The organism is Nitrospirillum amazonense (assembly GCF_007828045.1).
GTDB classification, from domain to species: domain Bacteria; phylum Pseudomonadota; class Alphaproteobacteria; order Azospirillales; family Azospirillaceae; genus Nitrospirillum; species Nitrospirillum amazonense_C.
This window is the reverse complement of the sequence record NZ_VITN01000022.1, coordinates 101,524-116,059: the sequence shown is the minus strand read 5'-3', so window position 1 is coordinate 116,059 and position 14,536 is coordinate 101,524. Positions and strand designations below refer to the sequence as shown.

At 67.0% G+C, this 14,536-nt stretch carries 14 protein-coding genes; 5 read left to right on the top strand and 9 right to left on the bottom strand.

What is annotated here, in order from left to right; all coding sequences use genetic code 11:
- Positions 1-469, top strand: a 469-nt coding sequence (locus FBZ89_RS25155; RefSeq protein WP_211115356.1) for a transposase, incomplete at its 5' end; no start/stop codon positions are given.
- 69 nt (positions 470-538) lie between these two features.
- Here FBZ89_RS25155 and FBZ89_RS31975 read toward each other — a convergent pair.
- From FBZ89_RS31975 to FBZ89_RS25140, 3 genes are all read right to left on the bottom strand, one after another.
- The gene (locus FBZ89_RS31975; RefSeq protein ID WP_145753201.1) at positions 539-1,012 is read right to left on the bottom strand and encodes a spore coat protein U domain-containing protein; all 474 of its coding nucleotides are present in this window, start codon (positions 1,010-1,012) and stop codon (positions 539-541) included.
- Positions 1,013-1,336: 324 nt separating this feature from the next.
- On the bottom strand, positions 1,337-1,807 hold the full coding sequence (locus FBZ89_RS25145; protein WP_145753199.1) for a spore coat protein U domain-containing protein: 471 nt from the start codon (positions 1,805-1,807) through the stop codon (positions 1,337-1,339).
- Between the two features lie 287 nt (positions 1,808-2,094).
- Positions 2,095-2,550, bottom strand: coding sequence for a Csu type fimbrial protein (locus FBZ89_RS25140; RefSeq protein ID WP_145753196.1), 456 nt, complete (start codon positions 2,548-2,550; stop codon positions 2,095-2,097).
- Positions 2,551-2,875: 325 nt separating this feature from the next.
- Here FBZ89_RS25140 and FBZ89_RS25135 point away from each other — a divergent pair, with 325 nt between their 5' ends.
- The 3 genes from FBZ89_RS25135 to FBZ89_RS25125 all read left to right on the top strand — a co-directional run bounded on the left by FBZ89_RS25135 (position 2,876) and on the right by FBZ89_RS25125 (position 4,981).
- Positions 2,876-4,081 carry an acyl-CoA dehydrogenase gene (locus FBZ89_RS25135; protein WP_145753194.1) on the top strand — a complete coding sequence of 402 codons (1,206 nt, stop codon included), beginning with the start codon at positions 2,876-2,878 and terminating at the stop codon, positions 4,079-4,081.
- Positions 4,082-4,204: 123 nt separating this feature from the next.
- On the top strand, positions 4,205-4,435 hold the full coding sequence (locus FBZ89_RS25130) for a hypothetical protein (protein WP_145753193.1): 231 nt from the start codon (positions 4,205-4,207) through the stop codon (positions 4,433-4,435).
- Between the two features lie 312 nt (positions 4,436-4,747).
- Positions 4,748-4,981 (top strand): hypothetical protein, encoded by a 234-nt coding sequence (locus FBZ89_RS25125; RefSeq protein WP_138918831.1) that lies wholly within the window; start codon positions 4,748-4,750, stop codon positions 4,979-4,981.
- Positions 4,982-5,047: 66 nt separating this feature from the next.
- On the opposite strand, the gene FBZ89_RS25120 is transcribed toward FBZ89_RS25125, so the two are convergent.
- From FBZ89_RS25120 to FBZ89_RS25095, 6 genes are all read right to left on the bottom strand, one after another.
- A complete protein-coding gene (locus FBZ89_RS25120) occupies positions 5,048-5,620 on the bottom strand; it encodes a nucleoside 2-deoxyribosyltransferase (protein WP_145753191.1) in 573 nt (190 codons plus the stop codon).
- On the bottom strand, positions 5,617-7,626 hold the full coding sequence (locus FBZ89_RS25115) for a bifunctional 2',3'-cyclic-nucleotide 2'-phosphodiesterase/3'-nucleotidase (RefSeq protein ID WP_145753189.1): 2,010 nt from the start codon (positions 7,624-7,626) through the stop codon (positions 5,617-5,619). Before FBZ89_RS25115 ends, FBZ89_RS25120 begins: the two co-directional genes overlap by 4 nt.
- A gap of 132 nt (positions 7,627-7,758) precedes the next feature.
- A complete protein-coding gene (locus tag FBZ89_RS25110; protein WP_145753187.1) occupies positions 7,759-8,733 on the bottom strand; it encodes an ABC transporter permease in 975 nt (324 codons plus the stop codon).
- Between the two features lie 20 nt (positions 8,734-8,753).
- Complete coding sequence (locus FBZ89_RS25105; protein ID WP_145753185.1) at positions 8,754-9,878, bottom strand: ABC transporter permease; 1,125 nt, start codon at positions 9,876-9,878, stop codon at positions 8,754-8,756.
- Positions 9,875-11,491, bottom strand: a complete 1,617-nt coding sequence (locus tag FBZ89_RS25100) for an ABC transporter ATP-binding protein (RefSeq protein WP_246172560.1) — start codon at positions 11,489-11,491, stop codon at positions 9,875-9,877. The genes FBZ89_RS25105 and FBZ89_RS25100 overlap by 4 nt, the downstream gene beginning before the upstream one ends.
- Before the next feature lie 66 nt (positions 11,492-11,557).
- Entirely contained in the window at positions 11,558-12,571 is a 1,014-nt protein-coding gene (locus FBZ89_RS25095; protein ID WP_186457571.1) for a BMP family lipoprotein, read from the bottom strand.
- A 360-nt stretch (positions 12,572-12,931) separates the two neighbouring features.
- Here FBZ89_RS25095 and FBZ89_RS25090 point away from each other — a divergent pair, with 360 nt between their 5' ends.
- Positions 12,932-14,536 (top strand): alkaline phosphatase D family protein, encoded by a 1,605-nt coding sequence (locus FBZ89_RS25090; RefSeq protein ID WP_145753183.1) that lies wholly within the window; start codon positions 12,932-12,934, stop codon positions 14,534-14,536.

Here is a 14,536-nt window from a genome sequence, read left to right as displayed (position 1 = left end):
GATGATCACACCATCATGTTGCCAACTGCCGCTGCATGATCCTCCCGGCCAAACCCGCCGGAGAGCCCGATGGCCAGGCCCCTGTTACACCACGCGGTGGGGCACGATCCTCATGACCTTGGGGAGGGATGACCTGACCAAGGCGGAAACCGTCGTCATCGCCGCGATCGAAGGGGGCGTCCCCACCTTGGTCGATACCAGGAACATTATTGCCGATTTCCAGGGCATGATCCGACGCAAATCCCTCAGCGACCTTGAACCTTGGCTGGACCGGGCCAAAGGCAGTCTGGTGGCGTCATTCGCCAACGGCATCAACAAGGACCGCGCAGCCGTTGCCGCCGCCATTACGTCGCCTTGGTCCGATGGGCAAACCGAAGGCCAGATCACCAAGCTCAAACTCGTCAAACGCCAGATGTATGGACGCGGGAAGCTCGACCTACTCCAGGCCCGCGTCATCGGTGCCGGATGAGCGATCGATCACCAAGTTTGCGTCAGAGCCGTATTTGTCGGCCGAAGCGGTGCGGTTGTGGGGGCGGGATCAGCGGCCCTGGATGGTGATTGTCAGGGTGTCGGTGTAGCTGCCGGCGATGGCCTGGGCGTTGGCGGGGACGGTGACGGCGACGGTGGCGGTCTTGTTGAACTGGGCGGAAGAGCGGACGACGTTGACGCTGCTGCCGCTGGACTGGCCGTCGTAGATGGGGGTGTAGCTGACGGGCTGGGCGCCGGTGGCGGCGGACTTCAGGGTGCCGCCGTTGGCGGAGGAGACGCTGATCTGGTAGCCGGCGCCGTCGTTGCAGGTCTCGACGACGCTGCCGACGGTGACGACGTTGGAGCCGGTCAGGATGTTCAGCTGGGCGCCGGCGTCGGTGACGCTGACGGTGCAGGTCTGGGCGACAGTGCTGTTCAGCTGGATGGTGCCGGAGGCGGCGGCCGTGGCGGCGACGGCGGGGGTGCCCAGGGAGACGGCGGCGACGGAGGCGGCGGCGATCAGGGCGGCGGCGAAGCGGATCATGACGAAGGTTCCTATCGGTTCGGCTGGGCTTGTTGCCCGATTGCTTTGATGTGAGATGTAAAAGCAATCGCGGTGCCAGAACTGGGGGCGGGGTGGCGTTAATCCATTAATGCATTGATATTGTTATATTATCCAATTTATCGCCGCGAGGGCGAGCCCAGGCACGCCGGTGGCGCTGTTGCGTCGCGCACCATGCGAAAGGTTGGGAATTCAGCTGAATCAATGCATTAGGATTTGCAGTCCGCCAGACGCCGGACGCACGAAAGGGCGCCCCCCGGCGTGGGGGCGCCCTCTTCCGAACCGGTGGCAACCGTCGCTGGCGGCTTACTTGCCGGTGATGGTGATGGTCAGGGTGTCGGCGTAGCTGCCGGCGATGGCCTGGGCATTGGCCGGGACCGTCACGGAGACGTTGGAGGTCTTGTTGAACTGGGCGCCGGAGCGGGTGACGGTGAAGCTGCCGCCGGAGCCGTTGGTGCCATCGTAGCTGGTGGTGTAGCCGATGGCCTGGGCGCCGGTGGCGGAGGACTTCAGCGTGCCGTTGTTGGAAGAGGCGACGGTGATGGTGTAGCCGGCGCCGTCGTTGCAGTTCTCGACCACGCTGCCGACGGCGACGTTGCTGGAACCAGACAGGATGTTCAGGGTGGCGCCAGCATCGGTGACGGCCACGGTGCAGGTCTGGAGGACGGTGGCGTTCAGCTTGATGGTGCCCGAGGTGGCGGCACCGGCGGGAATAGCAGCCAGAAGGCTGGAAGCCAGGGTGGTGATGGCGGCGACAGCGGCAGCGCGGCGGATCATGACAGGCTCTCTAAAACGGTTCGGTGGGCTTTTGCCCGTTTGGTTCATGATTGGTTAAAAGCAAATGCAATGCCAAAATGACCAGCTCGCGGGAAAACATATTAATCAATTGATTTATAAAGATTAACTTTCCGGCCCGGCCGTGAGCGCCAGCGGCACAGCTCCGGCTTCGTTGCGTCCTGCATTTCTGGGCGCAAGTTCGTCTTGGCGTTGTGCAATTGCAAAAAATAATGGTGACACGGCCGATTCGGTCGGCCGTGTCACATCCATCGGACTCTGTCGGCGGCTTACTTGCCGGTGATGGTGATGGTCAGGGTGTCGCTGTAGCTGCCAGCGATGGCCTGGGCGTTCGCGGGCACGGTCACGGAGACGGCGGCGGTCTTGTTGAACTGGGCGCCGGAACGGGTGACGGCGAAGCTGCCGCCCGAGCCGTTGGTGCCATCATAGCTGGTGGTGTAGGTGACCGGCTGGGCGCCCGTCGCGGAAGACTTCAGGCTGCCGCCGTTGGCGGAGGCGACGGTGATGGTGTAACCGGCGCCGTCGTTGCAGTTTTCGACCACGCTGCCGACGGCGACGTTGCTGGAGCCGGCCAGGATGTTCAACTGCGCGCCTGCATCGGTGACCGCCACGCTGCAGGTCAGGGAAACGGTGCCGCTCAGCCTGATGCTACCAGAGGTGTCGGCCAAGGCTGGGGTGGCGGCCAGGGCGGAGACGGCGACGGCGGCGGCGATGCGGCGGATCATGACGGAAGGTCCTATCGGTTCGAGTGGGCTTTTGCCCGTTTCGTTCATGTCCGGTTATAAGCAGGCCGCGTGCCAACATGGGCTCTTGGGACGTTTTATTTAACTATTTCAGAGGCTTGTTGTGGAATTTCTTAACAGGAGTTAACCTATCCCTATGGCCTAGGCCATTCCTCATAGGTTTTGCGCTGCAACACGCATCGCACCCTTGGGATAGGTTCTTTATCATGTGCATTGCATACTGCATCGATCACGGAGTCCCTTGACCGCCCGCGGCATCCCGCCTGCAATGCGGCCATCCAACGACCACCAACCAGGGGAAAGACCCATGGCGAGCGACAGTGCGGGCAAGGGCGGTTTCCATCAGGGAGCGTTTCAATGGGACGACGCCCTGCTGCTGGATGATCAGCTGGAGGCGGAGGAGCGGCAGGTGCGCGACAGCGCCCGCGCCTTCTGCCAGGGCCGGCTGGCCCCCCGCGTGCGCGACGCCTTCCGGCATGAGGTGTTCGACCCCGCCATCATGGCCGAGATGGGGGAGCTGGGCTTGCTGGGCATGACCATCGACGGCTATGGCTGCGCCGGGGTGAACCATGTCTGCTACGGCCTGGTGGCGCGTGAGGTGGAACGGGTGGACAGCGGCTACCGCTCCGCCATGAGCGTCCAGTCTTCCCTGGTCATGCACCCCATCCACGCCTATGGCAGCGAGGAACAGCGCCAGCGCTACCTGCCCGGCCTGGCGGCCGGCACGCTGATCGGTTGTTTCGGCCTGACGGAACCGGACGCCGGGTCCGATCCTGGCGCCATGAAGACGCGGGCGCGCCGGGTGGCTGATGGCTATGTCCTGACCGGGTCCAAGATGTGGATCACCAACGCGCCGGTGGCCGACGTCTTCGTCGTCTGGGCCAAGGATGACGAGGGGCAGATCCGGGGCTTCATCCTGGAAAAGGGTATGACGGGCCTGTCGGTGCCCAAGATCGAGGGCAAGTTTTCCCTGCGCGCCTCCATCACCGGCGAGATCGTGATGGACGGGGTGGCGGTGCCGGAAACGGCGCAGCTGCCCGGCGTGGTCGGGCTGAAGGGGCCCTTCGGCTGCCTGAACAAGGCGCGCTACGGTATCTCCTGGGGCGCCATGGGCGCGGCGGAGGCCTGCTGGTTCGCGGCGCGCGACTATACCCTCAACCGCACCGCCTTCGGCCGGCCGCTGGCCGCGACCCAGCTGATCCAGAAGAAGCTGGCCGACATGCAGACGGAAATCACCCTGGGCTTGCAGGGCGCCCTGCGCCTGGGCCGGCTGATGGACCAGGGCCGCGCGGCGCCGGAGATGATCAGCCTGATGAAGCGCAACAATTGCGGCAAGGCGCTGGACATCGCCCGCGCCGCCCGCGACATGCACGGCGGCAACGGGGTGTCCGATGAGTACCCCGTCATCCGCCATGTCCTGAACCTGGAGGCGGTGAACACCTACGAGGGGACCCACGACGTCCACGCCTTGGTTCTTGGCCGGGCGCAGACAGGCCTGCAGGCCTTCGGCTGAGCCCTGGTGAAGGGTGGGCGACCAAACAAATTGCCTGCCGATTGATCCAGCTCAAGAACGGTGCGGCCGACGACGGATAGTCCTGGCCCTATCCGGAACGCATAGCCAGGGAAGCACCGTCCCATGAACCTTATCTTCCCCCATGCCACGGCTGTGGCGGTGTTGGCCCCGGCCCCGGTTTTTGGGGGTGAACTGGCGGGGCTTTCCTTAATCGCCTATGCCATGGGGTGTGCCGCGCGGCGGGATGGACATGCCCTTTTGTCTAATCCTTTTGATGAGGCCGATCCCCTTGGCTCTTTGGGTCATATCGAACCTGCGGGAGCTTGGCGCGATGGTTGGCTGAACGGCGGCTGAAAGCGGGTAAAGTGCCCATAATGCAGGGGTTGTTGCCAATCCGGAATGGTTGTTCGGGCGACCCACGTGCCACCCGGAATCACGCGCGGGCGTCAACGGCCAGAAAATCGGGGGAAGATGTCGGGTGACAAGGTGATGACGTACCCCTAAGCTATATCCCTTGGCATTTGAATTGGATTATGCTGATCGCAACAGCCCATGGGTTCCAGTCCCCGGGGCGGACCGGTCCGGCGAACGGCCTGGGTTTCTAGAGCCGACCCCCAAAGGCGCGCAGGCAGGTGTCCCCGGGGGCTGTTAAGGAGTAGGGAAGCTATGGCGTTGTCTAGGCGCGGGGTCGAACCGCCCAAACCGGGTGAATGGATGGAAGAGGTGAAGCTGCCCAAGCGTCGCCTGCTGGTCCATGCCATCCATCAGCGGGCGGGTCATCCGCCCCATGTCGAATTCCTGGTCGACGGCCGCTCCAGCGACCGCCTCAGTCTGGCGCTGGAGGTTGTGCTGGACAGTGACCGGTTCCGGCGCATGGGCGTATCGCAAAACGCCGCCTGACGCGCGCGGAAACAGATGGATCTGAAACAGCCGGGCCCGCAACGGCCCGGCTGTTTCATTTTCTGGTCAGCGCCCCTGAAGGGAAATCCAATCCCGCGCTGCGCTGAGGGCGGCATCCACCCCATGATAAATGCCCAGGGGGGCAGGCTTGGCCGTCGGGAACGGCGCGGGGTGGACCAGCATCAGGTTGGCGCCCAGGCCGAAATCCTCCACCATACGTCCTTCCGGGTCGCGCCAGTCGCCCGTGGCGTCCTGGGTCAGAGGAAAATGGGCGCGGGTCCGATCCAGCAAACTGGCTGGTGTGTCGGTATAGGCGAAGACCGGCCGGCCCAGCGCCGCCGCAAAGCCCATCTCATAGGCCGTGCCGTCGTCGGCCGAGGGGCCGCGAAAGGGGCTGACGTTGGCCAACACCAGGTCCGTTTTCCGGATCAGGTCCAGGTTGGTGGCGCGGATACGGGCGGCGTGGTCCGCGGCCGTCTCGCCTGGGATCGAGACCACCGCACCATCCATGGGGAAGACGCCAACGATGTCGAAGCGGGCACAGGCCGCGCGCAGGCTTTCGGCGGCGGCGGTCGGATCGGGCAGGAACACCTCCGGCCCTGCCAGATACGCCCGCCAAACCTTCTTTTCCGCGGTCATTTCCCCAGCACCTGGCCGGCCAGCGCAGTCGGCGACAAATCCACGCGGAACAGTTCCAACCCCGGGTCGCCGGGCCCCACGTCGCTTAGGTTGGGGTATTGGGTCAACAGCGTCGCCGCCTTGGCGTTGGTATCGTACAGCACGGTCACCGGCGCGGTGACGGGCACGAAGCCCCAGCTGTGGTTGGTGGCGGGCACCAGGGTGCCGGTGGCGCGCAGATAGTCGGCGATGATCTCCTGGATCGTTTCCGTGCCTGAGTAGACGATGTTCTTACCGTCCAGGCCGGGGAAGTTGCCGCCGCCGTTGGCGCGATAATTGTTGGTGACGACGATGAACTCATCGTCATCCTTCACTGGCTGGCCTTTATGGCGCAGGTCGACGATGCGGTGGTTGTCGCCCGGCGCCAGCTTGCCGTCGCCGCCGAAGCGCGGCGGCTGGGTCACGTCGACCCGCCAGGTGACGCCGTCGATGACATCGAAGTCGAAGCTGGGGACGGCCCGGTTCACCAGCATCTGCGGTTCCTTCTTGGCCGGATCGACGCGGTTGAAGACGCGGGCACCCATCTCCAGCCAGTCGCGCACCTGGGCGCCCGTCACCTTCACCGCCGCGACGATGTTGGGATAGAGGTAGAGGTCGGCCACGTTCCGCAGGCTGATCTGGCCGGCGGCCACGTCGGTGAAATAATCGGGGCCGGGCTTGCCGCCCGCCTTGAAGGGGGCCGCCGCCGACAGGATGGGCAAATTGGCGTAAGGACCGCCGGCCAACGCCTTGGCCACGTACTGGCGCTGGGCGTCCGACACGATGTCCAAGGCCGGCTGGTCGGCGATGAAGCTGAAATAGGTCTCGATGCGGCCGGTGCTCTTGCCCACGGGCTGGCGCACATAATCCAGGGTCGCCTGGTGCGCGTCCTTGGCGATGGCCGCCACCGTCGCGTCCGGTTCCACCAGCGGCGTGGGCTTGCCGTTCACGCGGGTGAGCACGGGCCGGGTCTCGGCATGGCCGGCGGCCACGGTCCAGCCGCCCTTGCCGCCATGGGCCTTGGGGTCGGCGGACAGAATCAGGTCGATCACGCCCAGATGGTCGCCGAAGAAGCCGGCCATGACCACCGGCTTGCCATGGATCAGGCCGTGCGGGATGTCGGCGTCCGGCAGGTTGGCATAGTCGGCGGCGGGGAAGACGCGGTGGGCATGGCCGGTGACGACGGCATCCACCTCGGGAATGGCGGCCACGGCCACGCCAGCGTTCTCCGCCATCTTCTGGTGGGGGGCCGCCGACAGGCCGCTGTGGATGACCGCCACCACCACGTCGGCGCCCTGGTCCTTCAGGTCCCGGGCGGTCTTGGCCGCCACCTCCACGATGTCGGAGGTGGTGACCTTGCCCTCCAGCTTGTCCTTGTCCCACAGCACGATCTGGGGCGTCAGCACGCCGACCACGCCCACGCGCACCGTGTGTTTGGCGCCGGCGCCGTCGGTGAAGTCGCGGTCCAGGATGACGCCGGCGGGGAACAGGGGCTGGCCATCCTCCACCCGGTTGACGTTGCCGGCCAGCACGGGATACTTGGCCTCCTTCTCCGCCGCCACGGCATAGTCCAGGCCGAAGTTGAACTCATGGTTGCCCATGACGGCGGCGTCATAGCCCAGCGCGTTCAAGGCGGCGATGATGGGCTGGAACTTGCCCGGCCCCAGGCCCTGCACCCGGGCGACATAGTCGCCCATGGGCGTGCCCTGGATCAGGTCGCCGGCATCCACCAGCAGGGTGTTGGGCTTTTCGGCCCTGGCCTTGCGGATCAGGCTGGCCACCCGCACCAGGCCGATGCCAGGGTCCGGCTTGTCGCCGTAGTAGTCGTAATCCATGACGTTCATGTGCAGGTCGGTGGTCGATAGGATCTGCACGTCGATCTGGTCGGATTTGGCTTCCTGCGCCCCCGCGTCCAGGCCCCCGAACAGCCCCCCAAGCGTCACGGTACCGGTCAACAGCAGGGCGGCCAGGCGGCGGCAGGCGGGCATGGCGGGGGCATCCTTGATCTGCATCGGGCTTGATCTGTGTCGGGAAGGGGGGCCGGATGCGTTCCGGCCCCCTAGGCTCTACAGGCGCGGTGTTACACCCACGCCATCGCCGCAGGCTTTGATGTAGGTCGCTTACCGGTCTTTCACATAGGCCTGGCCCGCCGCCTTGGGCGGGATGGACTTGCCAACGAAGCCCGCCAGCAGCAGAATGGTCAGGATGTAGGGCAGCACCTCGATGATCTGCACCGGCACCGCCCCCACGACCGGCAGGGCCACACCCTGCAACCGCGCCTGCAAGGCGTCGGTGGCGGCGAACAGCAGGCAGCCGGCCAGGGTGGGGTAAGGCCGCCACTTGCCCAGGATCAGGGCGGCCAGGGCCAGATAGCCCTTGCCGGCGGTCATGTTCTCCTGGAACCCGGCCCCTTGCGCGATGGAGAGGTAGGCGCCGGCCACGCCACACAGCAGGCCGGTGATCAGCACGGCGCGATAGCGCAGCCAGGGCACGGAAATGCCGGCGGTGTCCACGGCGGCCGGGTTCTCCCCCACCGCGCGCAGGCGCAGGCCGAAGCGGGTGCGGTAGGCCACCCACGAGGTGGCGGGCACGGCCAGCACCGCCAGGTAGACCAGCAGGTTCTGCCCACCGATGACCTCGCCATAGAAACGGCCCAGCAAGGGCACGCCGCGCACGGTCTCCGCCAACGGGAAGTGCAGGCCCAGGAAGCGCTGCCCGCCGTCCAGCGAGGGCGTGCGGCCGCCCAGGTCGAACCAGGCGTTGGCCAGCACGGCGGTCAGGCCGGCGGCGATGGTGTTGATGGCGACACCGGCCACCACCTGGTCACCCCGGTGGGTGATGCAGGCGAAGCCGTGCACCAGGGCCAGCACCAGCGAGGCGGCGATGGCCGCCGCCAGGCCCGCCCAGGGCGACCCGGTGACGGCGGCCGTGGCCGCGGCGGCGAAGGCGCCGGTCAGCATCTTGCCTTCCAGGCCGATGTCGACCACGCCGGCGCGTTCGGAATAAAAGCCGGCCAGCGAGGCCAGCACCAGCGGTGTCGCCAGGCGCACGGTGCTGGCCAGCAGCGACACGATCCACAGGGCGGTATCGTCCATGATCTCTTATCCCCGGGATCTTAAGCGCGCTGGCCGGCGGTCGCCGGGGTCTTGGGCTTCAACAGGCGCGCCATCGCCGGGCGGAACATATGCTCCAAGGCGCCGGAGAACAGGATGACCACGCCCTGGATGACCACCACCAGGCGGGGGCTGATCTCGTTGTATTCGAACGACAACTCGGCCCCGCCCTGGTAAAGGGCGCCGAACAGCAGCGACGACAGGACGATGCCCACCGGATGGCCGCGGCCCATCAGCGCGACCGCGATGCCGGTGAAGCCCATGCCGGCCTGGAAGTTCAGGGTGATGCGGTGCTGCACGCCCTGCAACTCGTTGATGCCCACCAGGCCGGCCAGGGCACCGGAAATGGCCATGGCGATGACGATGGTGGTGCGGGCGTTGATGCCGGCATAGCGCGCGGCGGCCTCATTGGCGCCCACCGTGCGCATCTGGAAGCCCCAGCGCGTGTGCCAGATCAGGAACCAGACGCCGGCGGCGCAGAGCAGCGCCAGGACCAGCGACAGGTTCAGCGGCAGGGTGCTGGTGCGGTAGCCCAGGCTGGCGGCGATGTCCTTCACCGCCGGCAGGAAGGTGCTTTCGGCGAATTCCCGGCTTTCCGGCGCCATCTGGCCATGTTCGATCAGCGGCCCGCCCAGCAGATAGACCATGAGGGCGCTGGCCAGGAAGTTGAACATGATGGTGGTGATGACGATGTGGCTGCCGCGATAGGCCTGCAGATAGCCTGGCACCAGGCCCCACACCGCGCCGAACAGCGCGCCCGCCAGCACGGCCACCGGCAACACCGCGTACCAGGGCCAGCCGCTGAGCGCCAGGCACACCAGGCCGGTGCCCAGGCCGCCGACATAGGCCTGGCCCTCGCCACCGATGTTGAACAGGCCGGCATGGTTGGCGATGGCCACGGCCAGGCCGGTGAAGATCAGGCTGGTGGCGTAATAGAGGGTGTAGCTGAGGCCCGTGCCGCTGCCCACCGCCCCCTTGACCATGAAGGCCAGGGCGGAGACGGGGTCCTGGCCAATGGCCAGGATGACCAGGGACGAGACCACCAGGGCGGCGAACAGGTTGATGGCCGGCAGCAGGGCCAGCGTGGCCCAGCGCGGCAGGCCGTCGGTGTTGGTAGACGCGCTCATGCCGCCCCTCCGGCCGCGTCGGTGCGCTGGCCCCGTTCCATGGTGTTGGGTTCGATGTCGTCGGTGATGCCGGCCATCAGGCGGCCGATCAGGCCCTCGGTCGCGTCCTCGGCCGCCAGTTCGCCGGTGATGGCACCGTCGCACATCACCAGGATGCGGTCGGACAGGGCCATGATCTCCTCCAACTCGGCGGAGACCAGCAGGATGGCCTTGCCGGCGTCGCGCATGGCCAGCAGGCGGCGGTGGATGAACTCGATGGCGCCGATGTCCACGCCCCGTGTGGGCTGGCCCACCAGCAGCACATTGGGATCGCGCTCCATTTCCCGGCCCAGCACCAGCTTCTGCTGGTTGCCGCCGGAGAAGAGTGAGGTGCGCAGGGACGGCTGGCGCGGGCGAACGTCCCAATCCTCCATCAGCCGGGCGGTGGCGGCAGCCACGCGCTTCCAGTTCAGGCGCGGGCCGTCGGCCATGGCCGGGTCGTCCTGATAGCCCAGCAGCGCGTTCTGGAAGGCGGGGAAGGGCTTCACCACCGCGCGGCGCAGGCGGTCCTCCGGCACGTGGGCAATGCCCTGGCGCCGGGCCTGGGCCGGGTCCATGGGCGACTCCGGCGTCACGTCGCGGCCATTGACGTGGACGCGCCCGCGCTGAAAGGGCGTCATGCCCGACAGCGCCTCCAGCAATTCCGACTGGCCGTTGCCGGCGACACCGGCCACGCCCACGATCTCGCCCGCCCGCACGCGGAAGGTGGCGCGCTTCAGCCGCTCCACCCCGCGCTCGTCGAACACGCTGAGGTCCTCGACCGTCAGCAGCGGCGCGCCCGCCGGCGCGCCCGGCCGCCGCACGGCGGGGTTGGCGCGCCGTCCCACCATGGCCTCGGCCAGCGCCGCCTCGTTGGTGTCCCGGGTCTGGAAATTGGCGACCACCGCCCCCTGGCGCAGCACCGACACGGCGTCGGTGATGGCCATGATCTCCTTCAGCTTGTGGGTGATCATCAGGATGGTGCGGCCCTGGGCACGCAGCGCGTCCAGAATGCGGAACAGGTCCTGCACCTCCGGCGGCGACAGCACGGCCGTGGGCTCATCCAGGATCAGCACCTGGGCGCCGCGGTACAGCGCCTTCAGAATCTCCACCCGCTGCTGGATGCCCACGTTCAGGTCGGCGACCTTGGCGTCCAGCGGCACGTCCAGGCGGTAGGCCTTCTCCAGCCGTTCCACCTCGGCCCGGGCCTTCTTGATGCCGTCCTTCAGCAGGGCGCCGCCCTCGGCCCCCAGCATCAGGTTCTCCAGCACCGTGAATTCCTCAACCAGCATGAAGTGCTGGTGCACCATGCCGATGCCCAGGGCGATGGCGTCCTTGGGCTCGCGGATGCGCACTTCGGCCCCGTTCACCAGGATCTGCCCCTCATCGGCCTGGTAGAAGCCGTAGAGGATGCTCATCAGCGTGGATTTGCCGGCCCCGTTCTCCCCCACCAGGCCATGGATGGAACCGGCGCGGATCCGCAGCGAAACCGCCTTGTTGGCGTGGACGGGGCCGAAGCGCTTGTCGATGCCCACCAGTTCCACGGCCCAGGGGCCCGGCTGCGGCGGCACGGAGAGGGGAACGGTTTGCGACACGGGGCGGCTGGTCTCTAGTTCTGGGGGGCCGGGAAAGCGGACCCGAGGCGTGGATGGGATGGCCTGTCAGTACTTGCAGCCGTTGGTTTCGTCGTAATTGGCGACCTTGCGGGTACCGTTCTGGATCTCGGCGGACGCCGCGTCCAGCGCCGCCTTCATGTCCGGCGTCACCAGCTTGGTGTTGTTCTCGTCCAGCGCCCAGCCCACGCCTTCCTCTTTCAGGCCCAGGGTGCGCACGCCCGCCTGCCAGGTGCCGTCCTGCGCCGCCTTGATGGCGTTGTAGGCGGCCACGTCCACCCGCTTGACCATGGAGGTCAGGACGGAACCGGGGAACAGGTGGTTCTGGTTGCTGTCGACGCCGATGGAATATTTGCCCGCGTCCTTGGCCGCCTGCAGCACGCCGATGCCGCTCTGCCCGGCAGCGGCGAACACCACGTCCACGCCCCGGTCGAACTGGCTCTTGGCCAGCTCGCCGCCGCGCGTGGGGTCGGACCAGGCGGCGGGCGTGGTGCCCACCATGTTGGCGATGATGTGGTCGTCCGGCGCCACGGCTTTCACGCCCTGCTCATACCCGCATTCGAATCGGCGGATGAGGGGGATGTCCATGCCGCCGACGAAGCCCACGGTATGGGTCTTGCTGCTGAGGGCGGCCAGCATGCCCACCAGGTAGGATCCCTCCTGCTCGGAAAACAGGATGGATTGGACGTTGGGCAGTTTCACCACGCCATCGATCAGGGTGAACTTGATCTCCGGAAATTCCTTGGCGACCTTGGCCACCGCCGGCGCCTGGCTGAAGCCCACGGCCAGGATGATGTCGGCGCCATGCTCCGCCAGGCGGCGCAGGTATTGCTCGCGCTGGACGTCGTTGCTGATCTCCAGCGCCTTGTAATTGATGCCGGTTTCGCTGTGGAACCGCTCAATGCCCGTCAGGACGCCTTCGTTGAAGGACTTGTCGTACTTGCCGCCATAATCGAAGACCACGCCGGGAAAGAAGGCGGCCTCCGCCCCGCGGGTGGGGACGGTCAACGCGCAGCTCAACAGGGCGGCCGCCGCCAACGCCGCGCGGATCGCTCTACTCATGAAGGGTCCCTGCCTCCGTGGGCATACTTTTGGACGGTGGCGAACGGGATGGGCCGCACCGCCTGCTCTGCTGAAACCTAGTCCATTTCCCAAGGTCCCGGCAAGTCGGGGGCTTAGGGGGCACGGCACGGGAAGCAACCCTGGCTGATCCTGACCAAATGGTCAAGGCGGGGCACGCGCCTGGCAGGTTCGCCATGTAGGGTTGCGGCCGACGATACGCTGTGGTTGCAAGGTCTTGCGACACTTTCATGACAGGGCGTCCGCCAAGGCTTTCATGGTTGAACGCGGTTCCACCGGCGGGCACTCTGCCGCGCATTCCCACCTTTGCCCTTCTGGCCCGCCCGCATCGAGACGCCGCCCATGACCCGGTTCAGCCCCGTTCCCGAGGCCACCCGCCGCGCCCTGCTGAAGACCTTCGGCGCCACCGCCGCCACGGCTTTCCTGCTGCCGTCGGCCGTGGGCTCGGCCCTGGGCCAGGCGGCCTTCAGCGACGACCCGTTCTCGCTGGGCGTGGCCTCGGGCGATCCGCTGCCCGACGGCTTCGTGCTGTGGACCCGGCTGGCGCCCGAGCCGCTGGCCTTCGGCTATGGCATGCCCAAGCGCCCGGTGGAGGTGGACTGGGAGGTGGCGACGGACGAGCGCATGCGCAATATCGTCCAGAGCGGCACCGAGGTGGCGCGGCCGGAACTGGGCCACGCCATCCATGCCGAGGTGGGCGGGCTGGAGCCGGGGCGCGACTATTACTACCGCTTCACCGTGGGGGCGGAGCGCAGCATGGTGGGGCGCGCCCGCACCGCCCCGGCCCTGGGCGCCAAGGTGGAGCGCGTGCGCCTGGGCATGGTCGGCTGCCAGAATTATGAGGACGGCTACTACACCGCCTTCCGCCACCTGGCGGAGGAACGGCCGGACTTCGTCTTCCACTACGGCGACTACATCTACGAGAATCGGGTGCGGACGCATGAAACCAGCCGTTACTACGGCGGCCTGGCCCAGCCCACCGCCCGCCGGCATCTGGGGGACGAGCCCTATTCCCTGGACGAGTACCGCCGTCGCTACGCCCAGTACACGATGGACCTGGACCTGCAGTTGGCCCGCGCCGCCTGCCCGTGGATGGTGACCTGGGACGACCATGAGGTCGACAACAACTGGACCGGCACCGTCGATGGCGCCGGCATCGCCCCGCCGGAATATTTCCTGCTGCGCCGCGCGGCGGCCGCCCAGGCCTATTTCGAGCACATGCCCCTGCGCCGCGCCTCCTGGCCCAAGGGGCCGGATATGCAGATCTACCGCCGCCTGGCCTTCGGCAACCTGATCGACCTGCACCTGCTGGACACCCGCCAGTTCCGCACCGACCAGCCTTGCGGCGACGGCTTCAAGCCCGCCTGCGAGGGCCAGGACAGCGATGACGCCGAGATGATGGGCGAGGACCAGGAACGCTGGCTGTTCGAGGGCCTGGACCGCGGTCGCGCCCGCTGGAACCTCATCGGCCAGCAGGTCATGATGATGACCATGAACCGCGAGCCCTGGCACGGCCCCATCTACAACATGGACAGCTGGGAAGGGTACCACCAGCCGCGCCAGCGCCTGCTGCGCCACATCGCTGACCGGCGCCTGAACAATGTGGTGGTGCTGACGGGCGACGAGCACCAGAACTTCGTGGGCGATCTCAAGACCGACTATCACAGCGACAAGGCCGGCGTGGTCGCCACCGAATTCGTCGGCACCTCCATCAGTTCCGGCGGCGACGGTGCCGACAAGCGCCCGCGCTATGAGGAGGTCATGCGCGGCAACCCGCACATCCGCTTCATGAACGACCAGCGCGGCTACCTGATGTGCGACATCGGCCATGACAAGCTGGCGGCCAATTTCCGGGTCATGGACCGCGTCACCACCCCCGGCGGCGCCATCAGCACCCGCGCCAGCTTCGTGGTCGAGCCGGGCAAGCCGGGCGCCAAGCCGGCATGA

Bases quoted from the DNA above. Each gene is read 5' to 3' on its own strand.
- FBZ89_RS25090 (WP_145753183.1), top strand. From the start codon at position 12,932: ATGACCCGGTTCAGCCCCGTTCCCGAGGCCACCCGCCGCGCCCTGCTG.
- FBZ89_RS31975 (WP_145753201.1), bottom strand. From the start codon at position 1,012: ATGATCCGCTTCGCCGCCGCCCTGATCGCCGCCGCCTCCGTCGCCGCC.
- FBZ89_RS25095 (WP_186457571.1), bottom strand. From the start codon at position 12,571: ATGAGTAGAGCGATCCGCGCGGCGTTGGCGGCGGCCGCCCTGTTGAGC.
- FBZ89_RS25115 (WP_145753189.1), bottom strand. From the start codon at position 7,626: ATGCCCGCCTGCCGCCGCCTGGCCGCCCTGCTGTTGACCGGTACCGTG.
- FBZ89_RS25130 (WP_145753193.1), top strand. From the start codon at position 4,205: ATGAACCTTATCTTCCCCCATGCCACGGCTGTGGCGGTGTTGGCCCCG.
- FBZ89_RS25120 (WP_145753191.1), bottom strand. From the start codon at position 5,620: ATGACCGCGGAAAAGAAGGTTTGGCGGGCGTATCTGGCAGGGCCGGAG.
- FBZ89_RS25105 (WP_145753185.1), bottom strand. From the start codon at position 9,878: ATGAGCGCGTCTACCAACACCGACGGCCTGCCGCGCTGGGCCACGCTG.
- FBZ89_RS25110 (WP_145753187.1), bottom strand. From the start codon at position 8,733: ATGGACGATACCGCCCTGTGGATCGTGTCGCTGCTGGCCAGCACCGTG.
- FBZ89_RS25140 (WP_145753196.1), bottom strand. From the start codon at position 2,550: ATGATCCGCCGCATCGCCGCCGCCGTCGCCGTCTCCGCCCTGGCCGCC.
- FBZ89_RS25135 (WP_145753194.1), top strand. From the start codon at position 2,876: ATGGCGAGCGACAGTGCGGGCAAGGGCGGTTTCCATCAGGGAGCGTTT.
- FBZ89_RS25125 (WP_138918831.1), top strand. From the start codon at position 4,748: ATGGCGTTGTCTAGGCGCGGGGTCGAACCGCCCAAACCGGGTGAATGG.
- FBZ89_RS25145 (WP_145753199.1), bottom strand. From the start codon at position 1,807: ATGATCCGCCGCGCTGCCGCTGTCGCCGCCATCACCACCCTGGCTTCC.